This is a genomic window from Micromonospora sp. II, assembly GCF_001709195.1.
Classification (GTDB): Bacteria; Actinomycetota; Actinomycetes; order Mycobacteriales; family Micromonosporaceae; genus Micromonospora; species Micromonospora chalcea.
The window spans coordinates 43,124-58,744 of record NZ_LYXF01000003.1 but is presented as its reverse complement, the minus strand read 5'-3'; the positions used below and the strand labels follow the sequence as shown (position 1 = coordinate 58,744).

General features: G+C 72.6%; 16 protein-coding genes and 1 pseudogene. 9 read left to right on the top strand and 8 right to left on the bottom strand.

Annotation, left to right across the window (positions count from 1 at the left end; translation table 11 throughout):
- Window positions 1-19: 19 nt before the first annotated feature.
- The 4 genes from A8711_RS00320 to A8711_RS00305 are packed head-to-tail and all read left to right on the top strand — an operon-like array spanning window position 20 to window position 3,361.
- Window positions 20-649 carry an MBL fold metallo-hydrolase gene (locus A8711_RS00320; protein ID WP_043326720.1) on the top strand — a complete coding sequence of 210 codons (630 nt, stop codon included), beginning with the start codon at window positions 20-22 and terminating at the stop codon, window positions 647-649.
- A gap of 2 nt (window positions 650-651) precedes the next feature.
- Complete coding sequence (locus A8711_RS00315) at window positions 652-1,578, top strand: hypothetical protein (RefSeq protein ID WP_069087161.1); 927 nt, start codon at window positions 652-654, stop codon at window positions 1,576-1,578.
- Between the two features lie 37 nt (window positions 1,579-1,615).
- The gene (locus A8711_RS00310) at window positions 1,616-2,356 is read left to right on the top strand and encodes a hypothetical protein (protein WP_064447637.1); all 741 of its coding nucleotides are present in this window, start codon (window positions 1,616-1,618) and stop codon (window positions 2,354-2,356) included.
- A gap of 42 nt (window positions 2,357-2,398) precedes the next feature.
- On the top strand, window positions 2,399-3,361 hold the full coding sequence (locus A8711_RS00305; RefSeq protein WP_043326715.1) for a GNAT family N-acetyltransferase: 963 nt from the start codon (window positions 2,399-2,401) through the stop codon (window positions 3,359-3,361).
- 75 nt (window positions 3,362-3,436) lie between these two features.
- Here A8711_RS00305 and A8711_RS00300 read toward each other — a convergent pair whose 3' ends face one another.
- Window positions 3,437-3,892, bottom strand: a complete 456-nt coding sequence (locus tag A8711_RS00300; protein WP_030501227.1) for a gamma-glutamylcyclotransferase — start codon at window positions 3,890-3,892, stop codon at window positions 3,437-3,439.
- A gap of 106 nt (window positions 3,893-3,998) precedes the next feature.
- Between A8711_RS00300 and A8711_RS00295 the strand changes: the two genes are divergently transcribed.
- The 3 genes from A8711_RS00295 (at window position 3,999) to A8711_RS00285 (ending at window position 7,525) form a co-directional block, all read left to right on the top strand.
- Window positions 3,999-5,402: an NAD(P)H-quinone dehydrogenase gene (locus tag A8711_RS00295; protein WP_069087160.1), complete on the top strand. Its 1,404-nt coding sequence runs from the start codon at window positions 3,999-4,001 to the stop codon at window positions 5,400-5,402.
- Between the two features lie 93 nt (window positions 5,403-5,495).
- Complete coding sequence (locus A8711_RS00290) at window positions 5,496-6,434, top strand: GDP-mannose 4,6-dehydratase (RefSeq protein WP_069087159.1); 939 nt, start codon at window positions 5,496-5,498, stop codon at window positions 6,432-6,434.
- Window positions 6,431-7,525 carry a DegT/DnrJ/EryC1/StrS aminotransferase family protein gene (locus tag A8711_RS00285; RefSeq protein ID WP_069087158.1) on the top strand — a complete coding sequence of 365 codons (1,095 nt, stop codon included), beginning with the start codon at window positions 6,431-6,433 and terminating at the stop codon, window positions 7,523-7,525. Before A8711_RS00290 ends, A8711_RS00285 begins: the two co-directional genes overlap by 4 nt.
- On the opposite strand, the gene A8711_RS00280 is transcribed toward A8711_RS00285, so the two are convergent.
- The 4 genes from A8711_RS00280 to A8711_RS00265 all read right to left on the bottom strand — a co-directional run bounded on the left by A8711_RS00280 (window position 7,522) and on the right by A8711_RS00265 (window position 11,586).
- Window positions 7,522-8,367: an LLM class flavin-dependent oxidoreductase gene (locus A8711_RS00280; RefSeq protein ID WP_083296900.1), complete on the bottom strand. Its 846-nt coding sequence runs from the start codon at window positions 8,365-8,367 to the stop codon at window positions 7,522-7,524. The two genes, A8711_RS00285 and A8711_RS00280, sit on opposite strands and share 4 nt — an antisense overlap.
- An 89-nt stretch (window positions 8,368-8,456) precedes the next feature.
- Window positions 8,457-9,005 (bottom strand): NUDIX hydrolase, encoded by a 549-nt coding sequence (locus tag A8711_RS00275; protein WP_199744086.1) that lies wholly within the window; start codon window positions 9,003-9,005, stop codon window positions 8,457-8,459.
- Window positions 9,002-10,399 (bottom strand): hypothetical protein, encoded by a 1,398-nt coding sequence (locus tag A8711_RS00270; protein ID WP_069087156.1) that lies wholly within the window; start codon window positions 10,397-10,399, stop codon window positions 9,002-9,004. The genes A8711_RS00275 and A8711_RS00270 overlap by 4 nt, the downstream gene beginning before the upstream one ends.
- A gap of 41 nt (window positions 10,400-10,440) precedes the next feature.
- On the bottom strand, window positions 10,441-11,586 hold the full coding sequence (locus A8711_RS00265; RefSeq protein ID WP_069087155.1) for a fructose-bisphosphatase class II: 1,146 nt from the start codon (window positions 11,584-11,586) through the stop codon (window positions 10,441-10,443).
- A 350-nt stretch (window positions 11,587-11,936) separates the two neighbouring features.
- Here A8711_RS00265 and A8711_RS00260 point away from each other — a divergent pair.
- Window positions 11,937-12,257: pseudogene (locus A8711_RS00260) on the top strand (NAD(P)H-quinone dehydrogenase); the annotation flags it as partial.
- 17 nt (window positions 12,258-12,274) lie between these two features.
- On the opposite strand, the gene A8711_RS00255 reads toward A8711_RS00260, so the two are convergent.
- From A8711_RS00255 to A8711_RS00245, 3 genes are all read right to left on the bottom strand, one after another.
- Complete coding sequence (locus tag A8711_RS00255) at window positions 12,275-12,928, bottom strand: DUF998 domain-containing protein (RefSeq protein WP_069087153.1); 654 nt, start codon at window positions 12,926-12,928, stop codon at window positions 12,275-12,277.
- 96 nt (window positions 12,929-13,024) lie between these two features.
- Window positions 13,025-13,225: a hypothetical protein gene (locus tag A8711_RS00250; RefSeq protein WP_051611232.1), complete on the bottom strand. Its 201-nt coding sequence runs from the start codon at window positions 13,223-13,225 to the stop codon at window positions 13,025-13,027.
- Between the two features lie 20 nt (window positions 13,226-13,245).
- Window positions 13,246-13,869 carry a DedA family protein gene (locus A8711_RS00245; RefSeq protein WP_043330647.1) on the bottom strand — a complete coding sequence of 208 codons (624 nt, stop codon included), beginning with the start codon at window positions 13,867-13,869 and terminating at the stop codon, window positions 13,246-13,248.
- 496 nt (window positions 13,870-14,365) lie between these two features.
- Between A8711_RS00245 and thrS the strand changes: the two genes are divergently transcribed.
- Window positions 14,366-15,580: a threonine--tRNA ligase gene (gene thrS / locus A8711_RS00240; protein ID WP_069087152.1), complete on the top strand. Its 1,215-nt coding sequence runs from the start codon at window positions 14,366-14,368 to the stop codon at window positions 15,578-15,580.
- Window positions 15,581-15,621 lie beyond the last annotated feature (41 nt).

Sequence of the window (15,621 nt, the reverse complement as noted above, 5' to 3'; positions counted from 1 at the left end):
CGGTATGCGAGGAGTCACGATGCACGTCACCAAGTACTCGCACTCCTGTCTCCGGCTGGAGCACGACGGGGCGGTGCTGGTCGTCGACCCGGGTGGCTTCAGCGAGCCGGAGGCGCTGGACGGGGCGGACGCGGTGCTCGTCACCCACGAACACCCGGACCATGTGGACGTCGCCGCGCTCACCCGGGCGCTGGAGCGGCGGCCGGTGCCGGTGCACGGCCCGGCCTCGCTCGCCGGGGTGCTCGGCGACGCCGCCGAGGCGCTCGTCACCGTCTCGCCGGGGCAGTCGCTCACCGTCGCCGGAGTGCCGGTGCGGACGTACGGCGGGCAGCACGCGGTCATCCACCCGGACATCCCGGTGATCCCGAACATCGGCTACCTGTTCGCCGACGTCCTCTACCACCCGGGCGACGCGCTGTTCGTCCCGGACGACGTGCAGGTGGACACGCTGTTCGCCCCGATCCACGCGCCCTGGTCGAAGTTCTCCGAGGTGGTCGACTTCATCCGCGCGGTCGCCCCGCGCCGGGCGTACGCGCTGCACGACGCGCTGCTCAACGGCAACGGCCTCGGCGTGCTGGACCGGCAGTACACCGCCTTGTCCAAGACCGACTACCGCCGTCTGGAGCCGGGCACCCGGATCGACGTCTGAGCATGGCCGAGGTGCCCGCGGAGGTGATCCGGCAGCTCTACGCCACGCCGCCGGACCGGTTCGTCGCGGCCCGGGACGCCGCCGTCGCGCAGGCGCGGCAGTCCGGCGACCCGCGTACCGCCCGCGAGATCGCCAAGCTGCGCCGGCCCACGGTGGCGGCCTGGCTCGTCAACCTGCTCGCCATCCGCCGGCCCGAGCTGGTCGCCGACCTGAGCCAGCTGGCCGAGTCGCTACGCGCCGCGCAGCGCGACCTGCGCGGCGGCACGCTGCGGGAACTGTCCGCGCAGCGGCGCGCCGTCGTGGGCGCGCTGGTGGCGGAGGTACGCCGTCTCGCCGCCACCGAACCCGCCGCGCCACCGGCCGGGCGGCTGCCGCTGGGCGAGGTGGAGGCGACACTCAACGCCGCGCTGTCGGACACCGAGGTGGCCGAACAGGTACGCGCCGGATGCCTGCTGCGGGCCAGCCACTACGCCGGGTTCGGCGAGGTGCCCCGCCCCCAGCTGCGGCTCGTGACAGGGGGCGAGGAGGCGCCTGTCGTACCGGATCGGGCGGCCGAGCGGGCCGACGCGCGCCGGGCCCGCGACGAGCGGGCGGCGCGGGCCGAACGGGCCGGGCGGCGGCGGACCGCGACCCGGGAGCTGACCCGGGCCCGGACGGACCTGGACCGGGCCGAGAAGGAGCTGGCGGCGGCCGATGCGGCCGAGCGGGACGGCGCCGCGACGCTGGACCGGATCGAGACCGAACTGGCCGAGCTGGAGCGTCGCCGGGCCGTGGCCGAGCAGGAGCTGAGCCGGGCCCGGCTGGCCCGGCGGGGCGCGGAACGGGCGGTCACCGCGGCCCGGCGCCGGGCCGGTGAGGTGGAGGCCGTGTTGGAGGCGCTCGACGCCGAAGAGGGGGATGCCGACACCGGTGACGACCGGGCAGACTGAGCGTGATGAATGGCTACGGTGGAGTGACGGGCGGCCGATGACTCCGGAACAGCTCGCCGCCGCCTGCAAACCGCTGGTGCTCGAACTCGGGGAGGCGTTCGCGCGCTGCCCGTCCACGCTGCGCCGGGCGCGGCTGCTGGGCATCTCCGGGTGGGCCTTCTACATCACCGGACGGGCCGGTGCGCTCGGTGACGTCCGCGCCGAGACCGTCGCCGCGGCGCTGGGCTTCATCGCCCCCGAGGCGGTTACCGACGGCTGGGACGCCGCCGCGCGCACCGTCCCGCCGCTGGAGGTGGCCGCCGCCAACCTGGCCGAGTGCTGCCGGTGGGGCACCGCCCGGCTCGGTGACGGCGCCGAGTCGTCCCGGCTCGCCGCGCTGCTGGGCCGGGCGGTCGAGGCGGCGGACGGCAGCGGCATGCCGCTGTTCGCCGCCTGGCGGGCCATGCCGGTGCCCGATCCGTCGCCGGGCGCCCGGGCGGCGGTCGGCATGCTGCTGCTGCGCGAGCACTTCGCCGGGGCGTACCTGCTGGCGGTACGCGCGGCCGGGCTGACCCCGCTGGAGGCGGTGCTGGCCGGGCCGGAGGGCGAGGCGGGCGCGGCGGCGTGCGGCTGGGCGCCCCCGTACCCGCCGGTCGGGCCGCTGGTGCGACGCCGACTGTGGGCCGAGGCGGTGACCGACCGGCTGGCGTCGGCGGCGTTCCGCGCGCTCAGCACCGCCGAGGGGGCGGAGCTGCTGGGTCTGCTCGGCGCCGCGCGGAAGCGCGCCCGGCGTGGATAAATGGGAGGCGGCCCCGCCGGTCCGGCTGCCAGGATCTGGCCCGTGACGCTCCCCGCCGGCTGGTCGGCCCGCCGCCCGACCCTCGACGACGTGCCCGCGATCCTGGCTGTGGTGCACGCCTCCGACACGTTCGCCGTGGGCTACCCCGACTTCGACGCCGAGGATGTGCGGTCCGCGCTGATCGCGCCGTTCGTCGACCCGGCGCGGGACTCCTGGCTGGTCACCGACCCGGACGGTACGGCGGTGGCCTGGTCGATCCTGGCCAACCCCAGCGGTGTCGGCCGGGAATGGGTGGACGTCCTGGTCGACCCCGACCGTGGCGCCGACCTGCGTGCGCCGCTGCTGGCGCGGCTGCTGGAGCGGGTCGCCGAACGTGCCGCCGAGCGCGGCCTGCCCGCGCTCACCGCCCGCGCCGGCGTGTACGCGCCGGAGACCCGCTGGGCCGGTGAGCTGGCCGAGGCCGGGTTCACCCGGATCAAGCGCTACATCCGGATGAGCCGCTCGCTGGCCGACCTGCCCGCCGAGCCGGCGCCCCCGCCCGGGGTGACGGTGCGGCCGCTGCGCGCCGACGACGAGAACGACCTGCGGCTGTTCCACCGGATCTACGACACCGCGTTCCGGGACACGCCCGACCACGACCCGCTCGACTTCGAGCAGTGGCGGGACCTGCTGCCCTCGTACGGGAAGGTCTGGGACGAGTGGTTCCTGGCCGAGGTCGACGGCGAGCCGGCCGGCGCGCTCCAGTCCTCCGACCAGGCGCTCGACCAGGACCGGGGGTGGGTGCGGACGCTGTCGGTGCTGCCCGCGTACCGGCGGCGCGGGGTGGGTGCGGCGCTGCTGCGCCGGGCCTTCGCGGTCTACGCGGCGAAGGGCCGCGAAGGGGCCGGGCTCGGCGTCGACCTGGCCAACCCGACCGCACCGGTCACGCTCTACCGCTCCGTCGGGCTGGTGGAGGAGCGCTGGGTCGACATGTACGAGCGGAGCGTGCCCGCCTCGCGGGTGTGACCCGGCACCCCTCGTACCGGGGTCGCCGAGCGCGGGTGCGGCCGCACGGCGCACACTGTGGGTGTGGGAGACGCGCTACGCGGACGCGGTGCCGGTGGGGCGGGACCGCAGCTCGGTGACGTAGTCGTCCGGCGCGCCCGCCTTCTCCGCGGCGTTCGCCAGCTCCGACAGGTACCACGCGGTGGGCAGACCGCCCTCGTAACCGTCGAACACGTAGACCCACGCGGTCACGTCGCCGTCGAGCGTCGACACGCGCACGGTCAGCCTGCGGTACGTCTCGGCGGTCACGCCCTCGATCTCGTCGAGCTGCGCGGCGTCGTACGGGTGGATGTCGTAGAGCGCCACGAAGACCCGGTCACCCGGGGACTCGACAACGGTGCTGACCGAGCCCTCCCATCCGATGACGTCCTCGCCGGCGAAGGTGAGCCGCCACCCCTCCAGCCAGCCGGTACCCACCATCGGCGAATGCGGGCAGTAGGCGCGCATGCGGGCCGGGTCCAGGTTTGAGCCGTAAGCAGCGTAGAGACGCACGGCGACGACGATAGCCCGGCTGGCGGGTGGGGGAGAATACGACAGTGCGTGTCGAACCCGACGGGGAGAAGAAAGTCACTGTGAGCACAGACGAGGGGCTAATGCTGTGAGCCAGATCGTGATCATCGGCGGCGGGCCGGCCGGGTACGAGGCGGCCCTGGTCGCCGCGCAGTTGGACGCCGAGGTCACAGTGGTCGAGGCGGAGGGGGCCGGCGGCGCCTGCGTGCTCTCCGACTGCGTGCCCTCCAAGACGTTCATCGCCAGCTCCGAGGTGGTCACCGGCTACCGGGACACCGAGGAGTTCGGCGTGCACTCCGACGGCCTGGAGGCGGTCACCGTCGACGCCCGGGCGGTGCACGAGCGGGTCAAGCGGCTCGCGCTGGCGCAGTCCGCCGACATCCACACCAAGCTGGTCAAGGCCGGCGTCGAGTTCGTGGCCGGCACCGCCCGGCTGGGCGAGGACACGCTCGGCCACACCCACCGCGTGATCGTCACCCCGGCCGGCGGCGGCGAGGAGTACTCCATCGCCGCGTCGACGGTGCTCGTCGCGACCGGCGCGACCCCGCGCCAGTTGCCCACCGCCGTACCGGACGGCGAGCGCATCCTGACCTGGCGTCAGGTGTACGACCTGCCCGACCTGCCCGAGCACCTGATCGTGGTCGGCTCCGGCGTGACCGGCGCCGAGTTCGCCAGCGCGTACCTGGCCATGGGCGTCAAGGTCACGCTGGTCTCCAGCCGGGACCGGGTCATGCCGCACGAGGACGCCGACGCCGCGATGGCGATCGAGCGGGTGTTCCGCAACCGGGGCATGAGCATCCTGAACAACTCCCGCGCCGAGGCGGTCCGCCGCGTCGGCGACGGGGTGGAGGTGATGCTCTCCGACGGCCGCCAGGTCACCGGCTCGCACGCGCTGATCGCCGTCGGCTCGATCCCGAACACCGCCGACCTGGGCCTGGCCGAGTACGGCGTGGAGCTGGCCCGGGGCGGTTACGTGACTGTCGACCGGGTGTCCCGTACCAACGTGCCGGGCATCTACGCGGCCGGCGACTGCACCGGCGTGCTGCCGCTCGCGAGCGTCGCGGCCATGCAGGGCCGGATCGCCATGTGGCACGCGCTGGGCGAGGCGGTCCGGCCGCTGCGGCTGCGTACCGTCGCGGCGAACGTCTTCACCGACCCGGAGCTGGCCACCGTCGGCGTCTCCCAGGACGAGGTGGACGCCGGCAAGACCCCGGCCCGCCAGGTGATGCTGCCGCTGTCCGGCAACGCGCGGGCGAAGATGGACGACCTGGCCGACGGCTTCGTCAAGCTGTTCTGCCGGCCGGCGAGCGGCCAGGTGATCGGCGGCGTGGTGGTGGCGCCGAAGGCCAGCGAGCTGATCCTGCCGATCACGATGGCGGTGGAGAACAACCTCACCGTCAACGAGCTGGCCCACACCATCACCATCTACCCGAGCCTGTCCGGTTCCATCACCGAGGCCGCCCGCCAGCTCATGCTCCACGAGCTGGAGTGACCCGGCGAGCGGCGGCCGGCTTCGAATTCGCCGGTGGCTGCGTGCCGTCGATGTCCGTAGGATGCGGCCAGGGCGAGCGGCGGAGCGTGTCGGATGCGGGTCCTGATCACCGGGGCTGCCGGATTCATCGGCACCCACCTGCGACGGCACCTGACCCGGTCCGGCGCGACGGTCATCGCCGTGGACCTAGCCGACTGTGACATCCGGGACCACGACGGGATGCGCGACGTCGTCGCCGGCGCCAGCCCGGATGCCGTCTACCATCTCGCCGCCCTGGCCAGCGTGAGCGAGTCGTGGACGCGCCCCTTCGACGCCTGGTCGGTCAACGTCCTCGGCACCGTCTCCGTGCTCGATGCCGTGCGGACCGCCGCTCCGGGCGCCCGGGTGCTGCTGATGAGCACCGCGAGCGTCCATGACGGCGGCGACGTGGCCGACCCGATCACCGAGGAGCAACCGGTAGCGCCGTTCTCGCCCTACGGCAGCAGCAAGGCCGCGGCGGAGGCCGCCGGTCGGCAGTACTTCTCCGCCTTCGGCACGCACGTGATGTTCGCCCGTGCCACCAACGTGATCGGGCCGGGTCAGGCGGCCACCTACGTGGTGCCGGCCCTCTGCCGGCGCATCCTGCACGCCCAGTCGGCGAATCTTCCGCAGATCAATGTGGGTAACGTGGAATCCGAACGGGACTTCGTCGACGTGCGGGACGCCGTCCGGGCACTGGCCGCGATCATGGAAGGCGGCCGCCCAGATCGCGTGTACAACGTCTGCACCGGGGTCGGCACAAGGATCGGCGACGTGGCGCGTCGCTTGTGCGAACTGGCCGGCGCCCGGCTGGACGTACGGGTGGAACCGGCGCTCGACCGGCGATCCGACACCCGGCGGCTGGTGGGTGACCCCACCCGGACCGGCAGGGAAATCGGGTGGCGCTGGGAGACCCCGCTGTCCCGCACGCTCGCGGACGTGCTGGCCGCCGCTCAGGAGCCGGTCGTGCCCGGTCCCCGCAGCGGCCACTGCTCGACGGAGGCCGGAAGATGACACCGAGGATCCCGCTCTCGCGCCCCGCCCTGGGTCCCCTGGAACGCAGGTACGTCGAGGACGCTCTGGCCTCCGGGTGGATCTCCGGGACCGGTCCCTACCTGGAGCGGTTCGAGGCTGCCATCGCTGAACGGGTCCGACGCTCGCACGTCGTGGCAGTGTCCAGCGGCACCACCGCCCTGGAGTTGACGCTGGCCGCCCTTGGGATCGGGCCGGGCAACGAGGTCATCGTCCCGGCCCTCACCTTCGTCGCCCCCGCAGCCGCGGTGCTGACGGTCGGCGCGGTTCCAGTCCTGTGCGACGTGTCCCCGGTCGACTGGACCATCGATCCGGTGAGGGCTGGGGACCTCGTCACGTCCCGCACCCGTGCCATGATCGCCGTGAACACCCTCGGCCATCCCTGTGACCATCGGGCACTCGCCAGGCTAGGCATTCCCGTGATCGAGGATGCCGCCCAGTCTCACGGCGCCGCGGTCGGCGCCTCGCCGGCCGGCAGCTTCGGCCGGGTGTCCGTCTTCAGCTTCCACGCCAACAAGGCGGTCACGTCAGGCGAGGGCGGATGCGTGGCGACCGACGACGGAGACCTGGCCGCCCGGATACGACTGCTCGCGAACCACGCGATGAGCCCGGACCGGCCGTACGTCCACCACCTCGTCGGCCGCAATGGCCGGATGACGAACCTGACGGCCGCGCTCGGGCTGGCGCAGGCGCAACGGTGGGACGAACTGGTCGACGCGCGACGTCGGATCGGTGACCGGTACGTCGACCAGGCGAGAGAACTCGGGCTCGGTAGTCGTCCGACGCGCCGGGGCGTGACGCCGTCCTGCTGGCTCCACACTGTGGTGACGGCACCGGAGACCCGGAACCGCATGATCCGGTTGGGCCGCGACGCCGGGATCGACGTCCGCGCCATCTGGCCGGCCCTGCCGAGCCTGGATCTGTACTCAGGTCGAACGCCCCGGCCCTGTCCGGTCGCGGTCGGGGCCTCCGCATCGGCCGCCTGGCTGCCGACGTCGGCCGACCTGACTGACGTCGAGATCGAGACGGTGGTGGAACGGGTGCTGAGGCCGGTTGCCGGCGCGAGCGCCTAGCGACCGAGCGCTTCGAGCACGCGGCGCACCTGGGTCAGGGGATCGGCGCCGATCGGACGGAGCACCACCGTGTCGGCGCCCGCATCCCAGAGCGAGGTGACGCGCTTCGCCGCCGTTCCCGGATCGCCCGCCGCGATCATGGCGGGATCGGGCGCGACCCGGTGCAGCTCGGCGAACTTGGCGATGACGGGTCCGCCCACCTTCTCGACATGTCGCTTGTCGGAATGGATCAGCAGGTGCTGGTAGACCACGACCTCGTGGGGCCCGGCGCCGCCCGCCCTGAGGTACGCGAGATCGCGTCCGAGGACGTCCGGTGTGCATCCCTCGGCCAGGACCGTGCCGTCCGCGATGCGGCCGGAGAGCGCGAGCGTCCGGGGTCCCACGGCGCCGACGTACAGCGCGGGCGGTACCGGAGGCACGTGTTCCAACCGCGCGTCGTCGAGGTGGACGGACTCGCGTCGGAGCGTGACCCGGTCCCCCGCGAGCAGACGACGGACGGCCGCGAGCGTCGCTTCGAGGAGGGCAAGCTGCGATCCGCCACGGGGCGCGACCCGTCGCAGCCGGGCCGGTGAGCCGTGCCCGAGCCCGGCGATCAACCGTCCCGGGTGCAACTCGGCCAGCGCGGCGAGTTCCATGGCGTGGAGTACCGGGTTGCGCAGGGGCACCGGGCAGACGCCCATGCCGATCCGCAGCCGGGAGCTGTTGGCTAGCGCGGTCGCGGTGAGGGCCACCGAACCCGCCCATCCGATGTCCTCGACGATCCAGCAGTCGTCGACCGGCATCCTGTCGAGGGCACGGACGAACTCGGGCAGCGCGGTGGGTCGGTGCGAGCGGTCGAACATGACGCCGATCGATCGCCCCCGCAGTGGCGTGTGCCTGGGCGGCATAGGTCCTCCTGACACCACCGGTGAGGTGCTAACCTGCTGAAACGCTATAACATGGCAAGTGCGTCGAGCCCCAGGTAGCCAATGTCCACATCCACGAAGTCACCGGTCCGGAGCAGGCGCCGGAAGGCCGTCGGGCTGACCACCAGCACCTCGATGAATTCCTCCGGGTCTGGACGTGGCGCCCGAGCCACGATGCAGTCGCGGGCCACTCCACAGTATTTCCTGGCTGTGGCGTACGAATCGCCGTAGCATTGGCCGACGATCTCCATCACCCCCGCGAAGCCGGTCTCCTCCAACAGTTCCCGCTCGGCGGCGACGGCAGGGCTCTCTCCGTCCTTTAGGTAGCCACCGGCCAGTTCGTACACGAACCGTCCGGGACCGGGACGGAACTGGCGCGTCAGGATCACCTCCTGCGCCGGGGTCAGTGCCAGCACGCCGACGTTGTCGCGCTCGGCTCGGAGCGTGAAGGTGTCCTCCCGCCCGGAGGGCAGGCGGAAGTCGACCTCGACCACCGCACGACCGAACCGCTCGTAGACGGTGCGCCTGCCGAGTTCCTGCCAGGCGACGGGCGCCAAGCCCTGCCGGGGGTTCAACCGCTCGCCGTCCGTCGGAGCACCCGCCAGAGCAGGACCAGAGGTAGCACGATGAGGGTGGCCGAGATGCCGAGTCGTACCCATGTCCCGGCGTCGGCCCAGTCCGCGATTTGCTCCACGAAACCGGGCACCTGCACGACGGCGAGGACCACCGCGAGCATCGCGATTAGGGCGTCCCTTCGGGAGCGTTCGGTCTCCTCGTGTACGCGGTACAGGCTCATCGCCAACGCGCTATACCGGTCAATGTGGCGCAGCAGTGCACTCGTGGCGCGACTGCCCGAACGGTAGGTCGTGATCTGCTCGTCCAGCGCCCGGTTGCGAGCCTCGACGAATTGATCGCGGAAGGTGACGATCCGGTCGAGCAGCCGAGAGTGCCGCACGTGGAGGCGCGTCATCTCCGCCTGCTCGACCACGGTGATCTGACGACGGGCGATCAGGTCCACCACCGCTTCCCGGTATCGCTGGCTGAGATCCTCGGCGATCGCGGTGCGCAGCATGCTGATGGACCAAACGAAGATCGATGAGGAGTCGTATCCGTAGTTGGTCAGGCGGAAGTCGGACCGGTCCCGGAGCCAGGCGGGAAGGTGGGCCATCTCCAGACAGCAGTCGGCGTTGACGAAGACCATGTGGTCGTCAAAGAAGCCGGACCCCGACCGCACCGTGCTGTAGATCTGCTGCCGGCTCCGTCGCCGCCACAGCCCGTCTTCCTTGAAGTGGTCCGAACTGTAGGAGAGGATCGCCGAGATCTCCCACGAGTACTCCGCGGACTCCTTGCTTCCCTCGTACAGCTTCGCGGTGTCCCGCCCTGTCGTTCCGTCGAGGTTCCAAATCTGGATGCCGAACGATCCGGTGACGGGCCAGGTCCGCTCGATCTCGTCCACCCGCAGGCCCAGCCTGCGCGCCAGGGCTGCGGCGGCCTGCTCTCCGACAGAACGCGCTATGGCCGGCTCGGCGAGGAGACCGAGGAACCGCAGCAGGCCGTCCACGGTCAACGGGGCAGTCAGTTCGATGCCCGCGCGGTCCGGTCGGCGTACCGAGAGGAAGAACGGGATCGCCGATACAACGTACTCCTCGCCGAGCCACAGCACGGACTGCTGGAGCCGGGCGGCGTGGTTGCTGTGCACGATGCGGGTCAGGGCTGCCGGCACCGGACCGGCGTCGACGAACGCCGAGTACTCAAGTCCGGAGCCGGGCCGGACCTTGCTCGCGTACGACCGGTCGTCGTCGATCGAGGCGAGGGTGCCGAGTTCGAACGCCTCCGCCAGGCGGGTCGGGGAGGCCAGCCGGTGGGCGTGATAGCTAACCACGCTGCAACCGCTGATGAGCAGGCGGTCGGTGACGGGTGGGGCGGGCACGTCGTCGAGGGACGAGAGGATGACGCTGCCGTTTTCCACGCTACCTGCCTTCCTGATGGTCGGCGCGGACGAGAGCTGGATCAGCCGTAAAACACCTCGAGGCGGGTCACCTGCCCGCCCGGTTCGAACAGCAGCCCCTGGGTGCGACGCCGAGTGCGTGGATCCGGCCCGGCGAGCCCGAGCATCGGTTCGTCGGTGACCGCGAAGACCACGGCGGCTCGGCCACCGCCCGGCCGGACGACGTCCGTGTTGGTGTACTGGCGGTCGGTATGCCAGCCGTACCGCGCGAACTCCCGCTCCTCGTCCGGTGAAAAGTCGAAGATCGGATCGAGCGTCACCGAGGTCGGCCGGGACCGAGGCCCGTCGATCGATGCGGCTCGGAACGCGAAGCCGTGGTCGGGTGCGACGAGGTCGAGCAGGAGCGCCGCGAAGGCCAGCTCGGACAGGCCGATGCTGCCGATCATCGTGTCGATGCGCGGCTCGGCCAGCCCTGCGAGGCTTACCAGATATGGCGGCTCGATTGTCACGAGGGGCGGCACGATCACGGTGCCGGCGCGGGAACGGAGCAGCTCCACCAGCGTCTGGTGCAGCGGCTTCCCGGAGAGGGAATGGGTGAAGACGGTGAGTTCCGGGACCGGCTTTCCGAGCGAACGGGCGAGCTGTCCGAGCACCGCCTCCGCGTGCTTCTCCGGAGGCGACATGATGTCGATGCGACCGAGCAGGGAGGCCGGTGCGAGCACGAGGTACGCCGACAGGTCGGGCACCGGGCGAAGATCGATGCCGAGTCCGCCCAGCGCCAGGGCTCCCGGCTCGCCGGTCGCCGCCAACGTCGTGCCGTCCACGTAGTCGAAGATGCCGTCGAGGACGGGCACTCCGGCCGCCCCGCGCCCCAGCACCTGCCCGCTGTGCGCGCCAGGGCTGCTGTCGCGCTGTCCCTCTCCGCCTGTGACCCTGATCCGCGCGGGGGACCGCTGGAAGACGGCCTCGGCCGCCTCTGTCGCGGCCCCGTCGACCAGTGTCTTCGTCTCGGGCAGCGGCGCCCGGTCGGTGTCGACGCCGGCCGCCGCGAGCGCGGCCGCCGACATCGCCGCGATCAGGGTCGCCCGCTCGGGGGTCGGCAACGGCGCCCCGTCCGTCGCCTCTCGAACCCGGCTGACGCTTACCGCTACGACCCGGTCGTCGAGGGCCCGCATCGCCCGCTCCAGCTCCTCACGCGGTTCCGCCATCAGCGTCCTCGTTTCGTCATGATCGTGCGAAGGTGAGCCCGTCCCGCGCGACGGCCGGCGGAGGGCGGACACAACGTCCACAGTGACATGCCGGCTCGACGCCGGCGACAGGACGGTCGGCTTTCGGCGCCCCGCGCCCGACGCGCGCGACGGCGGAAGCCGGACCGGCGCCGCTCAGTCAGCCGTGACGCGCGCCTCGGCCTCGGCGGCGGAATATCGGGCGTCGGTCCAGGTGATCGCCCAGCCTGCCGCCGCGAACCCGCTCGCGGCCACGCCGCCGATCAGCAGCAGCCGCCACGCCGACTGGTTGAGCGCCGTGCCGCCCAGTTGGCCGACGAGCGGGCCAGCCGATCGGCGTGTCCCAGGACGAGGTGGACGCCGGCAAGACCCCGGCCCGCCAGGTGATGCTGCCGCTGTCCGGCAACGCGCGGGCGAAGATGGACGACCTGGCCGACGGCTTCGTCAAGCTGTTCTGCCGGCCGGCGAGCGGCCAGGTGATCGGCGGCGTGGTGGTGGCGCCGAAGGCCAGCGAGCTGATCCTGCCGATCACGATGGCGGTGGAGAACAACCTCACCGTCAACGAGCTGGCCCACACCATCACCATCTACCCGAGCCTGTCCGGCTCCATCACCGAGGCCGCCCGCCAGCTCATGCTCCACGAGCTGGAGTAGCCCCCTTCTTTCGTCGATCATGGAGTTGCGGCCCCCGATCCGACCGGTATGCCCGGTCTGTGCGGGGTCACAACTGCATGATCGACGACTTTGGTCAGGGCGAGGTGCAGGGCCAGGGTGGTGATGACTGCCGTCTCCGTGAGGATGAGCGCGCGCTCGATCAGGCCCAGCAGGGCCCGGTCGCCGGGGTAGGCGGACCAGATCATCGCGCCCGCCAGCAGCAGGCTGGCCACGGTCAGGCCGCGCAGCCAGGCCGCGGCTCCCGCGACCGGGTTGCGGGCCAGCAGCCAGGCGGCCACGGGTAGGGCCAGGAACGACAGCACCGAGGCGTACCGGTGCACGTACGCGGCGGTGTCCATCGGCGTACCCGGCTCGTTAGTGGGCACCACCGCCGCGGCCAGCAACCCGGCCGACCAGGCGGTGAGCAGCGCGAGCGGCACCCGGCCCGCGCCGGCCCGGCGCAGCGCCGGCAGCAGCACCACGCTGGCCGCCGCGAGCACCGCCATCGCGGTGTCGATGACGCCGCCCCGATCGGAGACGGCGAAGTCGCTGACGGTCAGCGACCAGGGATCCAGATCGTCGCTCACCCCGACGTGACCCATCACCGCGAGCACCGCCGCCAGGACGATCCCGCCGAGGGCCAACAGGCCGCTGCTCCGCGTTCCAGGCATACGGCCAGCCTGTCGCCGGAACAGCCCCAGACGGATCCGGGACCACCACCCACTTCGCTACCCGGGTCGTCCCCTACCGGATCCCCGAGAACGGCGTCAGGTCCCGTCGGGTGAAGGCGCATCGTCTGCCGGGTCTCCCGTCGACTGCGCGCCGTTGATCGAGGCCAGCATCTGTTCTCTGAGCTGCCCGCGCCGGGTCACGCGCTCGGCGTCATCCCATGAGGGATCGATTCGCCGAGCCCTGGCCTTGACGTCGTGCCACGCCGCCGTGTCGCTCATGGCCTGTTCTTCCTTCACGTCGATCAGGTGCTCGGGGGTCAGCTGCCGGTCGAGTCGGCGGTGGCCTCGGCGCGGGTCTGCCGGGCGCTGCTGATCCAGGTCATCGCCCATCCGGCCAGCGCGAACCCGGCCGCCGCCACCCCACCGATCAGCAGCAGCCGCCACGCCGAGTGGGTCAGCGCCGTACCGCCCAGGTGGCCGACGAGCGCGCCGTAACTGGACCAGGCGAGCGCCGCCGCCGCCTCGTAGGGCAGGAAGAGGCGGTACGGGTAGCGGCTGCGGCCGGCCGAGAAGCAGGCCGCCATCCGGCCGCCGGGCACGAACCGGCAGAGCAGGATCACCAGCGGCCCCGGCTCGCGCAGCCCGCGGGTGACCCGGGTGACGGCGCGGCGTGCCCGTCCGCGTGGCGTGGCCCGTGCCGGCCGGCGGGTCGGCGTGGTGCGGCCGATCAGGTAGCAGGTCAGGTCGCCGATGAAGACGCCGGCCGCGCCGACAGCGATGGTGACCGGCAGGCTGAGCCCGCCGTAGACGGTCAGCGCCCCACTGGTGATCATGACGAGCTGGGTCGGCACCACCGGGACGAAGGCGTCGGCGATCAGCAGGGTCAGCAGCAGCGCGTACGCCCACATGGGCGACGCGACGTCAGAGATGAGCTCGGCCACGACCGCCACCTCGCCGGAGTTCTCCGTTCGACCGGATCGAGGGTGACGCCGTGTCCGGCGTCACCACCACCGGCCCCACCTGGCGGTGACCAGCGACACCGACGGGCCGTAGGTGTGGAACGAGCCGACCCGGCCGGAAGTGACGGATGGGCGGGGCCGCGGAGCGGGGCGGCGGATCGACGGATCGCGGCGTACCGTTGGCGGGACGCGGCACCGGAGCCGTCGGGTCCCCCGTTCCCGATGTCCGGGCCGCCGCGGGTCGCCGGCAGGTCCCGTGTCGGCGACCCGCACCCTCTCTCCGAAATCCAGGTGCGCCGGTGTCGTCCGCGCGTCTACGGTCGGGGCATGCGCAGCGCGGTAGTGACCACGACGCCGGGTGTTCCCGGCGCGCCGCACTGACGTTTCCGTCGACGAGGCCCCGGGGCGATCCGCTCCGGGGCCTCGCGGCGTTCCGGGCCTGCTCGCCTCCGGGTCGTACCCGATCAAGGAGAGCGACATGATCGACCACCGCAGGCTCGGCCGGGACCTGGAGCTGTTCGTCTCCGACCCGCTCGCGGGCGCCGGGCTGCCGATCTGGCTGCCGGACGGCGCCGCCGCCCGGCACGCCGTCGAGGAGTACGTGCGGGAGCTGGAGCGGCGGGCCGGCTACCGGCACGTCTACTCGCCGCCGCTGGGCAAACGGGAGCTGTTCGAGCTGTCCGGGCACCTCGGCTACTTCGCCGACGACATGTTCCCGCCGATGCGGCTGAGCGCCGACGACGAGTTCGTGCTGCGCCCGGCGCTGTGCCCGCATCACGCGCTGGTGTTCCGCGCCCGTGGGCGCTCCTACCGGGAGCTGCCGCTGCGGATCGCCGAGCTGGGCGGCATGTACCGGGCGGAGCGTTCCGGGGTGCTCGGCGGGCTGTCCCGGGTGCGCGCCATCTCGCTCAACGACGCGCACACCTTCTGCGCGCTGGACCAGGTCGGGGACGAGGTCCGCGAGGTCCTGCGGCTGATCGGCGAGGCGCACGCCGCGCTCGGCGTCCGCCCCGCCGGGTTGCGGCTGTCGTTGCGCGGGCCGGGCCAGCGGTACGTGGGCGACGACGCGAGCTGGGCGCGGGCCGAGGACCTGCTCCGCGCGGCGCTCGACGGGGTGGACGTCGTGGAGGCGCCGGGCGAGGCCGCGTTCTACGGCCCGAAGATCGACATTCAGATCGTGGACGCGGCCGGCCGGGAGTCGACCATCTCCACCGTCCAGCTCGACTTCGACAAGCCGGAGCGGTTCGACCTGTCGTACACCGACTCGGACGGCCGCCGGAAACGGCCGGTGATGGTGCACCGCAGCCTCGTCGGCAGCATGGAGCGGCTGTTCGCGTACCTGATCGAGGTGCACGAGGGCGCGTTCCCGGCCTGGTACGCCCCGGTGCAGTTGCTGCTGCTCCCGCTCGACGCGGCGCAGGCCGACGCGGCCGCCGGGCTGGCCCACCGGGCCGAGGCGGCCGGGCTGCGGGCCGAGGTGGACCATGCCGGCTCGCTCGGCGCCCGCATCCGCGACGCGGCCCGCAGGCGCATCCCGTACACCGGGGTGGTCGGCCCCCGGGAGGCGGCCGACGGGTCGGTCTCGCTGCGTCTGCGCGACGGCCGGGTGCTCGACCCGATGCCCGCCGCGCAGGCGCTGGGCCTGATCGGCGCGGTGGTCGCGAGCCGGTCGGCGGCGCTGCTCCCGGTCTGACCCCGGCCCGTCCGGGTGCCGGTGAGGCACCCGGACGGGGA

Coding starts and splice junctions, on each gene's coding strand:
- A8711_RS00320 (WP_043326720.1), top strand. CDS start 20: ATGCACGTCACCAAGTACTCGCACTCCTGTCTCCGGCTGGAGCACGAC.
- A8711_RS00315 (WP_069087161.1), top strand. CDS start 652: ATGGCCGAGGTGCCCGCGGAGGTGATCCGGCAGCTCTACGCCACGCCG.
- A8711_RS00310 (WP_064447637.1), top strand. CDS start 1,616: ATGACTCCGGAACAGCTCGCCGCCGCCTGCAAACCGCTGGTGCTCGAA.
- A8711_RS00290 (WP_069087159.1), top strand. CDS start 5,496: ATGCGGGTCCTGATCACCGGGGCTGCCGGATTCATCGGCACCCACCTG.
- A8711_RS00285 (WP_069087158.1), top strand. CDS start 6,431: ATGACACCGAGGATCCCGCTCTCGCGCCCCGCCCTGGGTCCCCTGGAA.
- A8711_RS00280 (WP_083296900.1), bottom strand. CDS start 8,367: ATGTTCGACCGCTCGCACCGACCCACCGCGCTGCCCGAGTTCGTCCGT.
- A8711_RS00265 (WP_069087155.1), bottom strand. CDS start 11,586: ATGGCGGAACCGCGTGAGGAGCTGGAGCGGGCGATGCGGGCCCTCGAC.
- A8711_RS00255 (WP_069087153.1), bottom strand. CDS start 12,928: ATGCCTGGAACGCGGAGCAGCGGCCTGTTGGCCCTCGGCGGGATCGTC.
- thrS (WP_069087152.1), top strand. CDS start 14,366: ATGATCGACCACCGCAGGCTCGGCCGGGACCTGGAGCTGTTCGTCTCC.